This window comes from Mycobacterium sp. IS-1742 (assembly GCF_001500125.1).
GTDB lineage: Bacteria > Actinomycetota > Actinomycetes > Mycobacteriales > Mycobacteriaceae > Mycobacterium.
On record NZ_LQIV01000003.1, the window covers coordinates 69,729 to 87,848 of the forward strand.

The following is an 18,120-nucleotide window of genomic DNA, read 5'->3' on the forward strand; positions in this document are numbered from 1 at the left end:
GCGCGTCGTGGTGGCCGCCGGGTGGAGGTGAGATGGCGCCGTTCGACCCGACCGCGAGCATGGCGGACGTCGGTGAGTTCGCGGTGATCGATGCGCTGGTGCGGGGGCGGCGGCTGCCGCCGTCGATCACCCTCGGACCCGGTGACGACGCCGCCATGGTGGCGTTCGCGGACGGCCGGACGGTGGTCTCGACCGACATGCTGGTCGAGGACAGGCACTTTCGGCTCGATTGGTCGACGCCGTACGACGTCGGGCGCAAGGCGATCGCGCAGAACGCCGCCGACGTGGAGGCGATGGGTGCGGCGGCGACCGCGTTCGTCGTCGCGTTCGGCGCACCGGCGGACACCCCGGCCGGTTCGGCGATGCGCCTCAGCGACGGCATGTGGGACGAGGCGGCCGCGATGGGTGCCGGCATCGCCGGTGGCGACCTGGTCCGCGCGCCTCAGTGGGTGATCTCGGTGACGGTGCTGGGTGACCTCGCCGGCCGGGCGCCGGTGCGCAGGGACGGAGCGCGTCCTGGTCACGTCGTCGCGGTCGCCGGGGAGCTCGGTCGGTCCGCCGCTGGATATGAGTTGTGGCACAACGGAATCGAGGAGTTCGGCGAGCTGCGTGGTCGACACCTCGTGCCCGCGCCGCCCTACGGTCAGGGCCGCGCCGCAGCGGACGCGGGCGCGACGGCGATGACCGACGTCTCCGACGGGCTCCTGGCCGATCTCGGGCATATCGCGGACGCATCGGGATGCCGTATCGACGTGGACCGGGCGGCGTTGCGCGCCGACCACGACGCGGTGGCGGGCGCCGCGGCGGCCGTCGGCGGCGACCCGTGGGCGTTCGTGCTCGCCGGCGGGGAGGACCACGCCCTGGCCGCGGCCTTCCCCGGCCCGCCGCCGGACGGGTGGCGCACGGTCGGGCGGGTGGCCGCCGGCCCGGCGGGCGTGCTGGTCGACGGCGGCCCATGGGCCGGAAACCGGGGATGGCAGTCGTTCTGACGAACACCGCACGCTAGGTTGGCTTTTCGTGACTGCACGCGCGCTCTCCGAACTCGTCGACCAGGGTTGGGCCCACGCGCTCGAACCCGTGCGTGAGCAGGTGGCCCAGATGGGGGAGTTCCTGCGCGCCGAACTCGCCGCGGGGCACCGCTACCTGCCTGCCGGCGCGAACGTGCTGCGGGCGTTCTCGTTCCCGTTCGACCAGGTGCGGGTCCTCATCGTGGGTCAGGATCCCTATCCGACACCCGGGCACGCCGTCGGCCTGAGCTTCTCGGTGGACCCAGAGGTCCGTCCGCTGCCGCGCAGCCTGGCCAACATCTTCACCGAGTACACCGCCGACCTCGGGTACCCGCCGCCGGCCAACGGCGACCTCACCCCGTGGGCGCAGCGCGGTGTGCTGCTGCTCAACAGGGTGCTGACGGTGCGCCCCGGCACCCCCGCCTCGCACCGCGGCAAGGGTTGGGAGGCGGTCACCGAATGCGCGATCAGGGCGCTCGTCGCCCGGGACACGCCGATGGTGGCGGTGCTGTGGGGCCGTGACGCCGCGACCCTCAAACCGATGCTGACGGGCGAGGCGTGCGTGGCGATCGAGTCCCCGCACCCCTCGCCGCTGTCGGCGTCACGCGGGTTCTTCGGGTCGCGGCCGTTCAGCCGGGCCAACGAGTTGTTGACGAAACTGGGCGCCGAACCGATCGACTGGCGGCTGCCGTGACCGGGTCCCGATCAGGGGATCGCGGGGATAGGCGGAGGTGAGGGGATCGCCGGGGGCGACGGAATGGCCGGGATCGCGGGCGGCGACGGGACCGCCGGGGGTGCCGGGATCTCGACGGTGCCCTCACCGCCCTCACCCTCGGAGGTGTCGGGCGGCACCTCGGGCGCCACGGTGCCCGGCGCGGGCGGCGTCGTCTCGGCCGGGGGGCTGACCGTCACCGACGTCGTCTCGGTGGTCGTCTCGGTGGTGGTCGTCTCGGTCGTGGACGTGGTCTCCCCGCCCTCGCTCGAATCGTCACCACATGCGGTCGCGAACGCGCCGACGGCGACCACCGCCGCGGCGGCGAACAGGACAGACCTACTCTTCTCGCGCAAGGACATGCCGCGGGGCTACCCGGACGGCGCCGGGCTCAACCGTGGGCAGGTCAGCCGCGAGAGACCTTGCCCGCCTTGAGGCAGGAGGTGCACACGTTGACGCGCTTCTTGTTGCCGCCGGGGTGGGAGACGGCGCGCACGGTCTGGATGTTCGGATTCCACCGACGGCTGGTCCGGCGATGGGAGTGCGACACCGACTTGCCGAAGCCGGGGCCCTTTCCGCAGACATCGCACACGGCAGCCATATCTAGAACTCCTTGGATCAGTACGTGGGGGTCCGGGTCCCTGGGCCGCGGCGAGCGCGGATTGACCCGACAACCTGATCAGGATACCGGCCGGGTCGGTGATCGCCAAAACCGGTCGCGAGTGCCTGCGCGGCGGCCGTCCACAGGCCGCCTCGGTGCGGCAGCGGTGTCCGCGGAGGTCGATAGGCTGGCGCGCACGACCGGGGTGAGGGCAGGAGGTGAGATGGCGGCTGGGCGGCTCGACGCGACCGTGCTGCGCGACTGGGCCCGTGCCGCGGTCGAGGACCTGGTGTCGCACACCGACGAGATCAACGGGCTCAACGTCTTCCCGGTTCCCGACGCCGACACCGGCACCAACATGCTGTTCACCATGCGTTCGGCCTGGTCCGAGGCTCGAAGCTGCGCCGGCGACGTCGCCGAGGTGGCGGCCGCACTCGCGGCGGGGGCGTTGCACGGCGCCCGCGGCAACTCGGGGGTGATCCTCTCGCAGATTTTGCGCGGTGTCGCCGAGGTCGCCGCCGACGCCGCGGCCCGCCGGGGCGGGACGCTGCCGGAGATCGACGGTGCGCTGTTCGCCTCGGCCCTGCGGCACGGCGTCGACCTCGTCGAAGCCGCACTGGACACCAGGCCGGGCACCATCGTGTCGGTCCTCGCGGCGGCGGCCGAGGCGGCCGGCGCCACGGCGTCCGCGCTGCCCGGCGCCGTCGCCGCCGCCGCCGACGCCGCGGCGGTCGCGCTCGACGCGACCCCCGGGCAGCTGGACGTCCTCGCCGACGCCGGTGTCGTCGACGCGGGTGGTCGTGGGCTGCTCGTGCTGCTCGACGCCCTGGCCCGCGCCCTCACCGGCCGTGCCCCGCGGCGCCAGGCCTACCAGCCGGCGGCGCACCCGGCTCCCGGCGCCGCGAGCGCCGCCCCGCAGTTCGAGGTCATGTACCTCCTCGGCGGATGCGGGTCCGACGGGGTGGAGGTGCTGCGCCGCCGGCTCGAAGGTCTCGGTGACTCCGTCGTGATCGCGGCGGCCGGGGGTTCGGGCAACCCCGGGCAGTACTCGGTGCACGTCCATTCCGACGATGCCGGAGCCGCGGTCGAGGCCGGTCTGGCCGTCGGCGTCCCCAGCCGCATCCAGATCACCGCCCTGGCCGGCGCGACCACCGCCCACCCGCAGGGCACCTGGAGCCGCGAACGCGCCGTGCTCGCCGTCGTCGACGGATCGGGCGCGGCCGAGTTGTTCGCCGGCGAGGGCGCGCATGTCCTGCGGCCCGAACCCGATGCCCAGGTCACCGCCAAGCAATTGCTGCGCGGCCTCGTCGACACCGGGGCCGGGCAGGTCATGGTGCTGCCGAACGGCTACGTGGCCGCCGAGGAACTCGTCGCGGGGTGCACCGCCGCGATGGGCTGGGGCATCGACGTCGTGCCGGTACCGGCCGGGTCCATGGTGCAGGGGCTGGCGGCGCTGGCCGTCCACGACCCCGCACGTCAGGCCGTCGACGACGGATACACCATGGCCCGCGCCGGCGCGGCCGCCCGGCACGGCGCCGTCCGGGTCGCCACGGAGGAGGCGCTCACCTGGGCGGGCGCCTGCAACCCGGGTGACGGCCTGGGCATCTCCGGTGACGAGGTGCTCATCGTCGGCCCGGATGTGACCGCGGCGGCCGCCGGGCTGATCGACCTGCTGCTCCTGGCAGGCGGCGAACTGATCACGGTGCTCACCGGCGAGGGGGTCGACGGCGCGGTGGGCGACGCGCTGCGCGCGCACGTGCACCGAAACCATTACGGCGCCGAACTGATCACCTACCACACCGGCCACCGAGGCGATGCGCTGCTGATCGGAGTCGAGTGACATGGTCGCGCTGACCGACCGGCTCGACTTCGTCATCGGCGGCAAGTCCGCGGCGGCGCTGGAGGAGCACTTCGGCATCCGCACCGTCAACGATCTGCTGCGCCACTACCCGCGCAAGTACAGCGACGGGATGAGCGTGCGCGGCGAGGGGGAGACGCTCGACCTGGAGGAGGGCGAGCACGTCACCTTCGTCGACGTCATCACCAAAGCCGAACCCGGACAGATGAAGCCGCTGCCGGGCAAGCGGCCCCGGAAATACCTGCGGGTCACCCTCGGCAGTCGCAAACCCGTGGTGACCGCGACGTTCTTCAACGCCGACTGGATGATCAACAAACTGCCCGTCGGCACCCGGCTGATGATCTCCGGTGAGGTGAAGTACTTCCGAAACACCCTGCAGCTGACGCATCCGGCGTTCCTGGTCCTCGAATCTCCCGTGGGCACGACGATCGGCACCAAATCCCTCAAGACCATCGCGGCGTCCTCGGGCGCGACCGGCGACGACCTGCTCGCCGCGTTCGAACGGGACTTCTTCCCGATCTACCCGGCCAGCGCCAAGGTGCAGAGCTGGGACATCTACGCCTGTGTGCGGCAGGTCCTCGACGTGTTGGACCCGGTGCCCGAGCCCCTGCCGGAAACCGTTGTGCGCGATCGGGATCTGATCGCCGAGGACGCTGCGCTGCGCGCGATCCACCTCGCCGAGAACGAACTCGAGCGGGACCGCGCCCGGGACCGGTTGACGTTCGACGAGGCCGTCGGCCTGCAGTGGGGGCTGGTGTCGCGGCGTTACGGGGAACTGACCGAGGCGGGCCCGCCGGCGCCCCCGCGGGAGAACGGTCTGGTCGCCGGGATGCGGGAGCGCCTGCCCTTCGAGCTCACCGACGGCCAGCGCGAGGTGCTCGCCGTGCTGGCGACGGAACTGGCCGGGACCCGCCCGATGAACCGCATGCTGCAGGGCGAGGTGGGGTCGGGCAAGACGGTCATCGCCGTGCTGGCCATGTTGCAGATGGTCGACGCCGGTTATCAGTGCGCCATGCTGGCGCCCACCGAAGTGCTTGCCGCCCAACATGACCGCTCGATCCGCCAGACCCTCGGCCCGCTGGGGATGGCCGGTCAGCTCGGCGGGGCGGAGTCGGCGACCCGCCTCGCGCTGCTGACCGGGTCGATGACCCCGCAGCAGAAGCGGCAGGTGCGTGACGAGGTGGCCACCGGTCAGGCCGGAATCGTCATCGGCACGCACGCGCTGCTGCAGGATTCCGTCGAATTCGACAACCTGGGCATGGTCGTGGTCGACGAACAACACCGGTTCGGTGTCGAACAGCGGGACCGGTTGCGCGCCAAGGCTCGTGGAGGCATCACCCCGCACCTGCTGGTGATGACCGCGACCCCGATACCGCGCACGGTGGCGTTGACCGTCTACGGCGACCTGGAGACCTCGACGCTGCGCGAGCTGCCCCGCGGCCGTCAGCCGATCACCAGCAACACGATCTTCGTGACCCAGCACCCGAGGTGGCTGGACCGTGCGTGGGCCCGCATCGTGGAGGAGGTCCGCGACGGCAGGCAGGCGTACGTGGTGGCGTCACGCATCGACGAGAGCGACACACCGCAGAAGGAGGAGCAGGGGCCGCCGCCGGTGACCGTCGTCGCGCTGTACGAGATCCTCAAGAGCGGTCCGCTGGCCGGCTTACGCCTCGGGCTGATGCACGGCCGGCTCTCCGGAGACGAGAAGGACGCGGTGATGACGGCCTTCCGAGCCGGTGAGATCGACGTGCTGGTGTGCACGACGGTCATCGAGGTCGGGGTGGACGTACCCAACGCCACGGTGATGGTGGTGATGGACGCCGACCGGTTCGGCATCAGCCAGTTGCACCAACTGCGGGGCCGCATCGGCCGCGGCAGCCACCCCAGCCTGTGTCTGCTGGCCACCCGCCTGCCGGAGACCTCGAAGGCGGGCGCGCGGCTCACGGCGGTGGCAGGCACACTCGACGGATTCGCCCTCGCCGACCTCGACCTGAGGGAACGCCGAGAGGGCGACGTGCTCGGGATGCACCAGTCCGGCCGCCTGAACTCGCTGCACTTTCTGTCGCTGTCCGACCACCTCGATGTCATCCTCGCGGCGCGGGAGCTGTGCGAAACGCTCTACGAAAAGGAGCCGGACCACCGCGGAATGGCCACGCTCGCCGCGCCGTTCACCGACACCGACCGCGTCGAGTACCTGGAGAAGTCGTGAGCCGCACGCGGACACTGTGGGTGGTGCTCGCCACGGTGCTCGCAGTGCTCGTCGCCTATCAGACCGTGTCGACGACGGCGGAGCGCTCAGCGCAGTTCGTCGCCGACGCCGACGTGCCCACCGTCGCACCGGGGGCTGACGTCCTCGCCGGTGTGGCGACGGTGCCGGCGCGCATCCGCGGCCACGACTACCGGCGGGCCGCGTTCGGTGACGCGTGGACCGACGACAACAGTGCGCCGGGCGGCCGCAACGGCTGCGACACCCGCAACGACATCCTCGACCGCGATCTCGTGGACAAGACCTACGTCTCGATCAGCCGATGCCCCACGGCCGTGGCCACGGGAGTCCTGCACGATCCCTACACCAACGTCGTCATCTCGTTCACCCGCGGCAACCAGACCGGTGCGGCCGTGCAGATCGAGCACATCGTCCCGCTGGCCTACGCGTGGGACCAGGGTGCACGCAACTGGACCGACGAGATGCGGGTGCGGTTCGCCAACGACCCGGCCAATCTCCTTGCGGTGCAAGGGCAGGCGAACCAGGACAAGGGTGACCAGGAACCGGCGCGCTGGATGCCGCCCAATGCGGCGTTCCACTGCCAGTACGCGATGCAGTTCATCGCGGTGCTGCGCGGCTACGGGTTACCGGTCGACGCGCCCTCGGTGCCCGCGCTGCGGCAGGCCGCCGAGACCTGTCCGAAAGGCTGAGCGGCTCAACGTCAGACAACCGCGGGCATACTGTCCCACCCGCGCACCGTCGAGGTCCGCGACCGCCGCGCGGCTGACATGTCGATGTCCCACTCCGGCCAGCGCGCGAGGACCTCCTCCAGTGCCACCCTGCCCTCCAGGCGGGCCAGCGGCGCGCCGACGCAGAAATGCGCGCCGCGGCCGAAGGTCAGGTGACCACCGGGTTTTCGGTGGATGTCGAACCGGTCGGGGTCGTCGAAGTGGCGTTCGTCGCGGTTGGCCGAGGCGAGCATCACCAGCAGGGGGCTGTGTGCGGGCACGACCTGTCCGCAGAAGGTGACGTTGTCGGTGGTGACGTAGCGGGCGACGTGTGGCCCTGGTGGCTCGTAGCGCAGCAATTCCTCGATCGCCGACGGGATCAGCGCGGGGTCTCGTGCCAATTCCTTGCGCTGGTCGGGATGTTCGGCCAGCACCTTGCCCATCCAGCCGAACAGCCGACCGGTGGTCTCCACGCCCGCGCCGGCGACGACGGCGAGGAACACGGTGAGCTCCTGCTTCGTCAGCTTGCGGACCGTCCCGGTCTCGTCCTCGAACTCCACGTTGAGCAGCTCGGTGATCAGGTCGTCGGACGGGTTGCTCTCCCGCCATTCGACGTACTCGCCGAACATGTCACCGGTGAAGTAGCGGTTCTTGTCGATGTCCATCGGTTTTCCGGCTTCGTTGCGCAGCACCTGGTTGGCGTGCGCGCGCACCGCGGGCTGTTCGGCGTCGGGTATCCCGGCGAGCATCCCGATGGTGCGCATCGGGAGTTCCGCGCCGAGATCGGCGACGAAGTCGAAGCGGTCGCCCCCGACGAGCGGATCGAGGCAGGCGACGCAGAAGGCGCGGATCTTGTCCTCGATCGCGCGCATCTTCTTGGGAGTGAACGCCCGCGACACGATGGCCCGGTGGATGGTGTGCAACGGTGGGTCCTCGTTGATGAAGATGCCCGGCGGCATGACCGGATCGGTCATGACGACCTCGAGGATGTCGCCCTTGGCCGAACTGAGCCGTGCGGTGTCCTTCAGCGCCGCGTCGACGTCCGCGTACCGGCTCACTCCCCAGAACCCGTGCCGTTCGTTGTGGTAGACCGGGCACTCGTCGCGCAGCCGCCGGTAGGTCGGATAGGGGTCGAGGTCTATGTCGAAATCCCAAGGGTCGTAGTACAGCTCGGTCAACGTCGGCTCCTCGGCGGCGGTTCGGAACACCTTTGCTGTACGACCGTACAGGAGCGCGCCGGTGCACACAACGACAACGGCCGGCGCGAGTGCGCCGGCCGTTGGGTTGGACTCTGTGCGGTACGGGTGACCCTAGGGGCCGGTATAGGTCTCCGGGTCGGGGCGGAAGCGGGTGCCCTCGTCGAGGCCGTCGAGGGCCGCCATCTCGTCGTCGGTCAGCTCGAAATCGAACACCTCGAGGTTGGACTTGACGCGCTCCGGGTCAGCCGAGCGTGAGATCACCACGTTGCCCAGCTGAATGCTCCAGCGCAGCAGGACCTGCGCGGGCGTGCGATCGTGGGCCCCGGCGATACCGGTCACGGTCGCGTGGTCGAGCAGCCGGCCGACGCCCAGCGGGCCGTACGCCTCGGTCACGATGCCGTAGCCGGCGTTGACCTCGCGCAGCTCGGCCTGGTTGAGCAGCGGGTGCAGCTCGATCTGGTTGATGGCGGGGGTGAAGAACGACAGGTCGATGATGTTCGACAGGTGCTCGGCGTTGAAGTTGCAGACCCCGATGGACCGGGTGACGCCGTCCTGCTTGAGCTTCATCAGACCGCCCCAGCTGTCGACGTACTTGCCGTGGTCACCGGCGGGCCAGTGGATGAGGTAGAGGTCCACGTAGTCGAGACCGAGGCGCTCGAGGCTCGCGCGCGCGGCGTCCTGTGAACTTCCGAAGCCCTGGTCGGCGACCGCCAGTTTGGTGGTCACGAAGATCTCCTCGCGCGGGATGCCCGAGGCCTTGACCGCGCGCCCCACCGCGGCCTCGTTGCCGTACACCGCGGCCGTGTCGATCAGCCGGTAGCCCGCTTCGAGCGCGGCGGCCACCGACCGCTCGGCCTCCGCCTCGGAGAGCTCACCGACGCCGAGCCCGACGGCCGGGATCGAGTGTCCGTCGTTGAGGGAGACGGAGGGGATGCCGGCTGCCTCACCGCGCGTTGACGTCATGTCACCTATCCTGCGAAGTTGAAGGTTCTGGGGTCGGGTCCCAGGCGGGAGCCGTCCTCGAGAGACGAGATGGACGCCATGTCCTGCTCGCTCAACTCGAAGTCGAACACGTCGAAGTTGCTCTCGATCCGTTGTGGGTTCACCGACTTGGGGATGACGATATTACCGAGTTGTATATGCCACCTAATCAGCGCCTGTGCTGCGGTTTTCCCGTGTGACTCGGCGACGGCGGTCACCGTGGGGTGCGTCAACAGCGATCCCTGGCCCAGGGGGCTCCACGCCTCTGTCGCGATCCCCAACTGCGCGTGCATCTCTCGCAGATCCCGCTGGGGCAGCAGCGGGTGCAACTCGATCTGGTTGACCGCGGGCACGATGCCCGTCGCATCGACCAGGACGCGCAGATGTTCGGGTTCGAAGTTGCTCACCCCGATGGATCGGATGCGACCGTCCTCACGGAGCCGGGCGAAGGCCGTGAAGGTCTCGACGAACAGGTTCCTCTCCGGCACCGGCCAGTGGATGAGGTACAGGTCCAGGTAGTCGACACCGAGGCGATCCGCGCTCGCGTCGAACGCGCTCAGCGTCGCGTCGTAGCCCTGCTCCGAGTTCCACAGCTTGGTGACCAGATACACCTGCGTCCGATCCAGGCCGGACTGCGCGATCGCCCTGCCCGTTTGTTTCTCGTTGCCGTACGCTGCGGCCGTATCGACGTGTCGATAGCCGGCGGCCAGCGCCGCCGCCACCGCGCGTTCGGTGTCCTCGGGCGGCGTCTGCCAGACCCCCAGGCCGACCTGAGGTATCGAATTGCCGTCGTTCAACCTGATCAGAGGAGTACCCATGCCGCCGAGTCTGCCAGCCACCGCACCGCCCGTCGGACCGACCGTCGAGGACGGCGACCCGGCACCGCGGGGCAGGAGCCGGACTCGCGACGCCGTCCTCAACGCGGCGACCCGGGTGACACTGCGGGCCCTTCCGCTGCTGCCCGAACCCGTCAAGCGGGCCCTGCTGGGCTTCCGCTCGGTCGCCGTGGACGGCAACACCCTCGACACCACGCTGCAGTTGCTCCTGGCCGCCCAACGCGCCGCGGGCATCAACGGCCTGGTCGCCAGCGACGACGTCGCCGTCTCGCGGCGCCAGCTGCGCATCACCGCCGCGATGTTCGCCGCCGGCATCGTCTCCGACGTGACGGAGCTGACCGTTCCCGGCCCGGCCGGGCCCATCCCGGCGCGCCTGTACCGCCCGACGAGCGCGGACCCCGAACCCGCGCTGCTGGTCTTCTACCACGGCGGCGGCTTCGTGATCGGGGACCTCGACACCCACGACGACCTGTGCAGGCTGATCTGCCGGGACGCCGGGATCCCCGTGCTCTCGGTGGACTACCGGCTGGCGCCCGAGCACAAGGCGCCCGCCGCCGCCGACGACGCCTACGCGGCGTTCCGCTGGGCGACCGAGCACGCCGACGAACTCGGTGTCGACGCCGACCGCATCGCCGTGGGCGGCGACAGCGCGGGTGGGAACCTCGCCGCCGTCGTCTCCCAGCGGGCCCGCAACGACGGTGCGCGGCTGCCCGCGCTGCAGCTGCTCATCTACCCCGTCGTCGACGTGTGCAGCGAGACCCGCTCCAAGACGCTGTTCGCCGACGGCTACTTCCTCACCGCCCGCCACATGGACTGGTTCATGGACCTCTACCTCGAGGGCGCGCCGGTCGACCGCACGCACCCCGAGGTGTCGCCGCTGCTGGCCGACGACCTGTCGGGGCTGCCGCCTGCGCTCGTGTTCACCGGCGGCTTCGACCCGCTGCGTGACGAGGGCAACCGCTACGCCGAGGCGTTGCGGGCCGCGGGCGTGGCCGTCGACCTGCGTCAGGAGGGCTCGCTGATCCACGCATTCGCCAATTTCTTCCCGCTCGGGGGCGCCAGCGCCACCGCCACCGCGGCGATGATCTCGGCGCTGCGCGCCCACCTCAGCCGGGGCTAGGAAGGCCGCCGGTACTCTTGTCGCGTGGCCACGAAACCGAAGAAGACTCCCCGCTACGACCTGAAGGCGGCCGATCGCAAGCGCAATCTGTTCGTCCAGATCGGTCTGACGGCGGTTGTCGTGGTGTTCGCCGTCGCGCTCGTCCTCTACATCGTGATGTCGGCGGAGGACAAGCCGGGCTCCGGTGAGGCGACCGCGGTGCGGGTGGCCTCCGAGAAGGTGGTCACCCAGGAGGGCAGCAGCGAGCCCAAGGCCGTGCTCTCGCTCTACGAGGACTTCCTGTGCCCCGCGTGCGGCAACTTCGAGCGTCAGTTCGGGCCGACGATCAACAAGCTCATCGACACCGGTGCGGTCGCCGCGGACTACTACATGGTCTCGATCCTCGACGCGCAGGGTGAGGGCTACTCGTCGCGGGCAGGCAGCGCGGCGTACTGCGTCGCCGACGAGAACAAGGACGCCTTCCGCCGGTTCCACGCCGCGCTCTACACCGAGGGCATCCAGCCCGCCGAGGGCGGCGGCACCTACCCCGGTGACGAGCAGCTGACCGAGCTGGCGCGCCAGGCCGGCGCAGGCGGGACCGTGCCGGACTGCATCAAGAAGGGCCGCTACGTCGACATGGTCAAGGGCATGGCCAAGGCCACCGAGATCCGCGCCACCCCGACCGTGCGCATCAACGGTGAGGACTACGACCCGTCGACCCCCGACGCGCTCGTGGCCAAGATCAAGGAGATCGTCGGCGACGTGCCCGGCCTGGACGGTGCGGCGCCGGCTCCCGCGTCATGACCGCCACCGCGCCCGGCACCGTCTCGTCGACCGCTTCGCCGGCCGGCCGGACGGCCGGCCCCGCGGTGCCGAGGCCGAGCGCGGTGTGGGTCCTCATCGCCGGTGTGGTGGGTCTGCTCGCCGCAGCCACGCTCACCATCGAGAAGATCGAGCTGCTGATCGATCCCTCGTACACCCCGTCGTGCTCGCTGAACCCAGTGCTGTCCTGCGGATCGGTGATGGTGACGCCGCAGGCCGCGCTGTTCGGCTTCCCGAACCCGCTGATCGGCATCGCCGCGTTCACCGTCGTCACGGTGACCGGGGTGCTGGCCGTGGCCAACGTGCGCCTGCCGCGGTGGTACTGGTCCGGCCTGGCCGTCGGCACCCTGCTCGGTACGGTGTTCGTGCACTGGCTGATCTTCCAGAGCCTCTACCGCATCGGGGCGCTGTGCCCCTACTGCATGGTCGTCTGGGCGGTGACGGTTCCGCTGCTGGTGGTCACGGCGTCGATCGCACTGCGGCCGGCCCCCGCGAGCGGGGAGGATGCCGAAGCCGGTCACGCCGTCGCACGCGGGGTGTACCAGTGGCGGTGGTCGCTGACCGCGCTGTGGTTCACCGCGGTGATTCTGCTGATTCTGGTCCGGTTCTGGGACTACTGGTCCACCCTCGTGTAACACTCCGGAAACAACGTGGCGGTTAGGTAAACGCGTGATCTCCAAAGTCCTGGTCGCCAATCGCGGCGAGATCGCCATCCGAGCGTTCCGCGCCGCATACGAGATGGGCATCGCCACCGTCGCGGTGTATCCGTACGAGGACCGCAACTCGCTGCACCGCCTCAAGGCCGACGAGTCATATCAGATCGGCGAGATGGGACATCCCGTCCGCGCCTACCTGTCGGTCGACGAGATCATCCGGGTCGCCAGGCACGCCGGCGCCGACGCGGTGTATCCCGGGTACGGCTTCCTCTCGGAGAACCCCGAACTCGCGGCCGCCTGCGCCGAGGCCGGCATCACCTTCATCGGCCCCCGGGCCGAACTGCTGGAGTTGACCGGAAACAAGTCGCGGGCCATCGAGGCCGCACGGGCGGCCGGCCTGCCGGTGCTGCGGTCCTCGGCGCCGTCGTCCTCGGTCGACGAGCTGGTCGCCGCGGCCACCGACATGGAGTTCCCGGTGTTCGTCAAGGCCGTCTCCGGTGGCGGTGGCCGCGGTATGCGGCGGGTCACCGACCCCGACGCCCTGGCCGAGGCGATCGAAGCGGCCAGCCGGGAAGCTGAGTCGGCGTTCGGCGATCCGATGGTGTACCTGGAGCAGGCGGTTGTGAATCCCCGCCACATCGAGGTGCAGATCCTCGCCGACCAGCAGGGCGACGTCATGCATCTGTTCGAACGCGACTGCAGTGTGCAGCGGCGCCACCAGAAGGTCATCGAGCTGGCCCCGGCGCCCAACCTCGATCCCGAACTGCGCGAACGGATCTGCGCCGACGCGGTGGCTTTCGCGCGTCAGATCGGCTACAGCTACGCCGGTACGGTCGAATTCCTGCTCGACGAACGTGGCAGGCACGTGTTCATCGAGATGAACCCGCGGATCCAGGTCGAGCACACGGTCACCGAGGAGATCACCGACGTCGATCTGGTGGCGTCGCAGATGCGAATCGCCGACGGCGAGACGCTGGCCGACCTCGGGCTGAGCCAGGAATCCCTGCAGATCCGCGGAGCGGCCATGCAGTGCCGGATCACCACCGAGGACCCGGCCAACGGCTTCCGCCCCGACACCGGGCGCGTCACCGGCTACCGCTCGCCGGGTGGCGCGGGGATCCGGTTGGACGGCGGCACCGTGCTCGGCGCGGAGATCAGCGCCCACTTCGACTCCATGCTGGTGAAGCTGACCTGCCGGGGCCGCGACTTCTCCACCGCGGTGGCGCGGGCGCGGCGCGCGCTCGCCGAGTTCCGGGTGCGCGGGGTGTCGACGAACATCCCGTTCCTGCAGGCCGTCGTCAACGACCCGGATTTTCGCGCGGGCCGCGTCACCACGTCGTTCATCGACGAGCGGCCCTACCTGCTGACCGCACGCACCCCGGCGGACCGGGGCACCAAGATCCTCAACTACCTCGCCGACGTGACGGTCAACCAGCCGCACGGGCCGCGGCCGTCGACGGTGTACCCGCAGGACAAACTCCCGCAGATCGACCCCTCGGCGCCGCCGCAGCCGGGCAGCAGACAGCGGCTCCTCGAGTTGGGGCCCGAAGGGTTCGCCCGGTGGATGCGCGACTCACCGGCCGTCGGGGTCACCGACACCACGTTCCGCGACGCCCACCAGTCGCTGCTGGCCACCCGCATCCGCACGACCGGCCTGCTGATGGTTGCGCCGCACATCGCCCGCATGACGCCGCAGCTGCTGTCGCTCGAATGCTGGGGCGGCGCGACCTACGACGTGGCGCTGCGCTTCCTGAAGGAGGACCCGTGGGAGCGGCTGGCCGCCCTGCGCGAGGCGGTGCCGAACATCTGTCTGCAGATGCTGCTGCGCGGCCGGAACACGGTGGGCTACACGCCGTATCCGGAAACGGTGACCACGGCGTTCGTCGACGAGGCGACGGCGGTCGGCATCGACATCTACCGCATCTTCGACGCGCTCAACAACGTCGACTCGATGCGGCCGGCGATCGACGCGGTGCGGGAAACCGGAACGGCCATCGCCGAAGTCGCGATGAGCTACACCGGCGACCTGTCCGACCCGGGGGAGGACCTCTACACGCTCGACTACTACCTCAAACTGGCCGACCAGATCGTCGAGGCGGGCGCGCACGTGCTGGCCATCAAGGACATGGCGGGGCTGCTGCGTCCGCAGGCCGCCGCGACGTTGGTCTCGGCATTGCGTTCGCGGTTCGATCTGCCGGTGCACGTGCACACCCACGACACGCCCGGCGGTCAGCTGGCCACCTATCTGGCGGCGTGGCAGGCGGGTGCCTCGGCGGTCGACGGCGCCGCGGCTCCGTTGGCGGGAACCACCAGCCAGCCGGCGCTGAGCTCGATCGTCGCCGCGGCGGCCCACACCGAGTACGACACCGGGCTGTCGCTGGAAGCGGTGTGCGAACTGGAGCCGTACTGGGAGGCGCTGCGAAAGGTGTACGCGCCGTTCGAATCCGGGTTGCCCGCGCCGACCGGGCGAGTCTACCGCCACGAGATCCCCGGCGGTCAGCTGAGCAATCTGCGCCAGCAGGCGATCGCCCTGGGGCTGGGGGACCGGTTCGAGGAGATCGAGGAGGCCTACGCGGCGGCCGACCGCATCCTGGGCCGGCTGGTGAAGGTGACCCCGTCGAGCAAGGTGGTCGGTGACCTGGCGCTCGCACTTGTCGGCGCGGGCGTCACCGCCGAGGAGTTCGCCGAGGACCCGGCCCGGTTCGACATCCCCGACAGCGTGATCGGTTTCCTGCGGGGCGAACTCGGTGACCCACCGAGCGGGTGGCCCGAACCGCTGCGCAGCAAGGCGTTGGCCGGACGGGCCCCGGCCAAACCGGTCGAGGAACTGTCCGCCGAGGACGAGGCGGTGCTGGCCCAGCCGGGCGTCAAACGGCAGGCCGCGCTCAACCGGTTGCTGTTCCCCGGCCCGACCAAGGAGTTCGAGGCGCACCGCGACACCTACGGCGACACGTCGCGGTTGAGCGCCAACCAGTTCTTCTACGGCCTGCGCCATGGAGACGAACACCGCGTCGTGCTCGAACGCGGCGTGGAACTGCTCATCGGGCTCGAGGCCGTCTCCGATCCGGACGAACGCGGGATGCGCACGGTGATGTGCATCCTCAACGGACAGCTGCGCCCGGTGCTGGTGCGCGACCACAGCGTCGCGAGCGACGTGCCGACCGCGGAGAAGGCCGACCGCGCCAACCCCGACCACATCGCCGCCCCGTTCGCCGGGGTGGTGACGGTCGGTGTCGAGGTCGGTGACACGGTCAGCGCAGGGGAGACCATCGCGACCATCGAGGCGATGAAGATGGAGGCCGCGATCACCGCACCCAAGGCGGGCACCGTCGAACGGGTCGCGGTCTCGGAGACCGCCCAGGTCGAGGGCGGCGACCTGCTGGTGGTCGTCAGCTGACCCGGATCATCGCCGGGGTGCTCGGGGGCCGCCGGATCTCGGTGCCTCCCAAGGGAACTCGTCCGACATCCGACCGGGTGCGCGAGTCGCTGTTCAACGTGCTCGACGCGCGGCTGGACTTCGACGGCATCACCGTGCTCGACCTGTACGCCGGTTCGGGAGCCCTTGGCCTGGAGGCGCTTTCGCGGGGCGCCTCACGCGCGGTGCTCGTCGAGCAGGACCACCGCGCGGCCGCGACGATCAGCCGCAACGTCGCCGAACTCGGCGTCGGCACCGTGGCCGAGGTGCGGCGCGCCCCGGTGGCGACCGTGCTGGCGGGCGGTGCGGACCGGCCGGTCGACCTGGTGCTGGCCGACCCGCCCTACGACGTGCCCGACAGCGAGGTGGAGGCGCTGCTCGCGGCGCTCGACGCGCACGGCTGGGCGCGCGACGGCACGGTCGCCGTCATCGAGCGGCGGGCGTCGGGCGGCGAGCCGAGGTGGCCGCAGGGTTGGTCGCGGTGGCCCTCGCGGCGCTACGGCGACACCCGCCTCGACATGGCCGAACGGCGACCTCCGTCGGCGTGACGGCCGACCATGATCGGGTACGGTCGTCACCCATGAGCGGCGCGGTGTGTCCTGGATCGTTCGACCCGGTGACCCTCGGCCACGTCGACGTCTTCGAGCGGGCCGCGGCTCAGTTCGACGAGCTCGTCGTCGCGGTGCTGGTGAACCCGAACAAGAAGGGCATGTTCACGCTCGACGAGCGCATGGAGATGATCGCGGAATCCTGCGCGCATCTGCCGAACCTGCGGGTCGAGTCGGGGCAGGGCCTGGTGGTCGACTTCGTCCGGGCCCGCGGCTACACCGCGATCGTCAAGGGGCTGCGCAGCAGCACCGACTTCGAGTACGAACTGCAGATGGCGCAGATGAACAAGCACGTCGCGGGCGTCGACACTTTCTTCATCGCCTCCACGCCGCAGTACTCGTTCGTGTCGTCGTCGCTGGCCAAGGAGGTCGCGACCCTCGGCGGTGACGTCTCGGCGCTGCTGCCCGACGCCGTGAACGTGCGGTTGCGGGCCAAACTGCGGGACTGAGCCGACGGCCGTGGGCGCACCGCGCCGAGGTACCGGCCGGGTACTTGACATAACCTCGGTTGAACACCGTGTCAGATGTGCCTGGCCGGAGCGACACACCGGCGCGGGAAGCCGAGTCACAGGCGTAACACCAGGCACACTGGTAACCAACAACTACGCCTGGAGGGTGTTGCCGTGTACCGAGTTTTTGAAGCGCTCGACGAACTGGGCGCGATCGTCGAAGAAGCCCGCGGCGTGCCGATGACGGCCGGGTGTGTCGTCCCTCGCGGCGACGTGCTCGAACTCATCGACGACATCAAGGACGCCATCCCCGGTGAACTCGACGACGCCCAGGACGTGCTCGACGCCCGCGACTCCATGCTGCGCGACGCCAAGGAGCACTCGGAGTCGATGGTGACCAACGCGCGCGCCGAGGCCGAGTCGATGGTCAACCATGCGCGCGCCGAGGCCGACCGCCTGCTCGCCGACGCCAAGGCCCAGGCCGACCGCATGGTCGGCGAGGCCCGCCAACACAGCGAACGCATGGTGGGCGAGGCGCGCGAGGAGGCCTCCCGGGTGATGGCCACCGCCAAACGCGAATACGACGCCAGCACCGGGCGGGCCAAGTCCGAGGCCGACCGGCTGATCGAGAGCGGCAACCTCGCCTACGAGAAGGCCGTTCAGGAGGGCATCAAGGAGCAGCAGCGCCTGGTGTCGCAGACCGAGATCGTGTCCACCGCCACCGCCGAGGCCACCCGGCTCATCGACGCCGCCCACGCCGAGGCGGACCGGCTGCGCGGCGAATGTGACATCTACGTCGACAGCAAACTCGCCGAGTTCGAGGACTTCCTCAACGGCACGCTGCGGTCGGTGGGTCGCGGCCGCCATCAACTGCGCACCGCGGCGGGCACGCACGACTACGCCGCCCGCTGAGCGGGCCGACCCCGGTGCGCCGGTGGACGCG

The 18,120-nt window shown here is 70.4% G+C and carries 17 protein-coding genes; 12 read left to right on the top strand and 5 right to left on the bottom strand.

Annotated features, from left to right (window positions below; translation table 11 throughout):
- Window positions 1-32: 32 nt before the first annotated feature.
- Window positions 33-989 carry a thiamine-phosphate kinase gene (locus AU196_RS03190; RefSeq protein WP_059093641.1) on the top strand — a complete coding sequence of 319 codons (957 nt, stop codon included), beginning with the start codon at window positions 33-35 and terminating at the stop codon, window positions 987-989.
- 28 nt (window positions 990-1,017) lie between these two features.
- On the top strand, window positions 1,018-1,701 hold the full coding sequence (locus tag AU196_RS03195) for a uracil-DNA glycosylase (protein ID WP_059093642.1): 684 nt from the start codon (window positions 1,018-1,020) through the stop codon (window positions 1,699-1,701).
- Window positions 1,702-1,712: 11 nt separating this feature from the next.
- Here the strand turns inward: AU196_RS03195 and AU196_RS03200 are convergent, their stop codons facing one another.
- Both AU196_RS03200 and rpmB read right to left on the bottom strand, forming a co-directional pair.
- On the bottom strand, window positions 1,713-2,081 hold the full coding sequence (locus AU196_RS03200; protein ID WP_059093643.1) for a hypothetical protein: 369 nt from the start codon (window positions 2,079-2,081) through the stop codon (window positions 1,713-1,715).
- Window positions 2,082-2,125: 44 nt separating this feature from the next.
- Entirely contained in the window at window positions 2,126-2,320 is a 195-nt protein-coding gene (gene rpmB / locus AU196_RS03205) for a 50S ribosomal protein L28 (protein WP_059093644.1), read from the bottom strand.
- Between the two features lie 223 nt (window positions 2,321-2,543).
- Between rpmB and AU196_RS03210 the strand changes: the two genes are divergently transcribed.
- Genes AU196_RS03210 through AU196_RS03220 form a run of 3 tightly spaced genes read left to right on the top strand, consistent with a single transcriptional unit; the run spans window position 2,544 to window position 7,094 of the window.
- Entirely contained in the window at window positions 2,544-4,160 is a 1,617-nt protein-coding gene (locus tag AU196_RS03210; RefSeq protein ID WP_059093645.1) for a DAK2 domain-containing protein, read from the top strand.
- Between the two features lies 1 nt (window position 4,161).
- A complete protein-coding gene (recG, locus tag AU196_RS03215; RefSeq protein WP_059093646.1) occupies window positions 4,162-6,387 on the top strand; it encodes an ATP-dependent DNA helicase RecG in 2,226 nt (741 codons plus the stop codon).
- A complete protein-coding gene (locus tag AU196_RS03220) occupies window positions 6,384-7,094 on the top strand; it encodes an HNH endonuclease family protein (protein WP_059093647.1) in 711 nt (236 codons plus the stop codon). Before recG ends, AU196_RS03220 begins: the two co-directional genes overlap by 4 nt.
- Window positions 7,095-7,105: 11 nt before the next feature.
- Here the strand turns inward: AU196_RS03220 and AU196_RS03225 are convergent, their stop codons facing one another.
- From AU196_RS03225 to AU196_RS03235, 3 genes are all read right to left on the bottom strand, one after another.
- A complete protein-coding gene (locus AU196_RS03225; protein WP_059093723.1) occupies window positions 7,106-8,290 on the bottom strand; it encodes a cytochrome P450 in 1,185 nt (394 codons plus the stop codon).
- A 132-nt stretch (window positions 8,291-8,422) separates the two neighbouring features.
- Window positions 8,423-9,274, bottom strand: coding sequence for an aldo/keto reductase (locus AU196_RS03230; RefSeq protein ID WP_059093648.1), 852 nt, complete (start codon window positions 9,272-9,274; stop codon window positions 8,423-8,425).
- Window positions 9,275-9,279: 5 nt separating this feature from the next.
- A complete protein-coding gene (locus tag AU196_RS03235; RefSeq protein WP_059093649.1) occupies window positions 9,280-10,110 on the bottom strand; it encodes an aldo/keto reductase in 831 nt (276 codons plus the stop codon).
- On the opposite strand from AU196_RS03235, the gene AU196_RS03240 reads away from it, so the two are divergent.
- The 7 genes from AU196_RS03240 to sepIVA all read left to right on the top strand — a co-directional run bounded on the left by AU196_RS03240 (window position 10,109) and on the right by sepIVA (window position 18,089).
- Window positions 10,109-11,248, top strand: coding sequence for an alpha/beta hydrolase (locus AU196_RS03240; RefSeq protein ID WP_059093650.1), 1,140 nt, complete (start codon window positions 10,109-10,111; stop codon window positions 11,246-11,248). The two genes, AU196_RS03235 and AU196_RS03240, sit on opposite strands and share 2 nt — an antisense overlap.
- 24 nt (window positions 11,249-11,272) lie before the next feature.
- A complete protein-coding gene (locus tag AU196_RS03245) occupies window positions 11,273-12,031 on the top strand; it encodes a thioredoxin domain-containing protein (RefSeq protein WP_059093651.1) in 759 nt (252 codons plus the stop codon).
- Window positions 12,028-12,684, top strand: coding sequence for a vitamin K epoxide reductase family protein (locus AU196_RS03250; protein WP_059093652.1), 657 nt, complete (start codon window positions 12,028-12,030; stop codon window positions 12,682-12,684). Before AU196_RS03245 ends, AU196_RS03250 begins: the two co-directional genes overlap by 4 nt.
- Before the next feature lie 34 nt (window positions 12,685-12,718).
- On the top strand, window positions 12,719-16,102 hold the full coding sequence (locus tag AU196_RS03255) for a pyruvate carboxylase (RefSeq protein ID WP_059093653.1): 3,384 nt from the start codon (window positions 12,719-12,721) through the stop codon (window positions 16,100-16,102).
- The gene (gene rsmD, locus AU196_RS03260; RefSeq protein WP_082695605.1) at window positions 16,099-16,668 is read left to right on the top strand and encodes a 16S rRNA (guanine(966)-N(2))-methyltransferase RsmD; all 570 of its coding nucleotides are present in this window, start codon (window positions 16,099-16,101) and stop codon (window positions 16,666-16,668) included. Before AU196_RS03255 ends, rsmD begins: the two co-directional genes overlap by 4 nt.
- 32 nt (window positions 16,669-16,700) lie before the next feature.
- A complete protein-coding gene (gene coaD, locus AU196_RS03265) occupies window positions 16,701-17,177 on the top strand; it encodes a pantetheine-phosphate adenylyltransferase (protein ID WP_059093654.1) in 477 nt (158 codons plus the stop codon).
- A gap of 174 nt (window positions 17,178-17,351) precedes the next feature.
- On the top strand, window positions 17,352-18,089 hold the full coding sequence (gene sepIVA / locus AU196_RS03270) for a cell division protein SepIVA (protein ID WP_059093655.1): 738 nt from the start codon (window positions 17,352-17,354) through the stop codon (window positions 18,087-18,089).
- Window positions 18,090-18,120 lie beyond the last annotated feature (31 nt).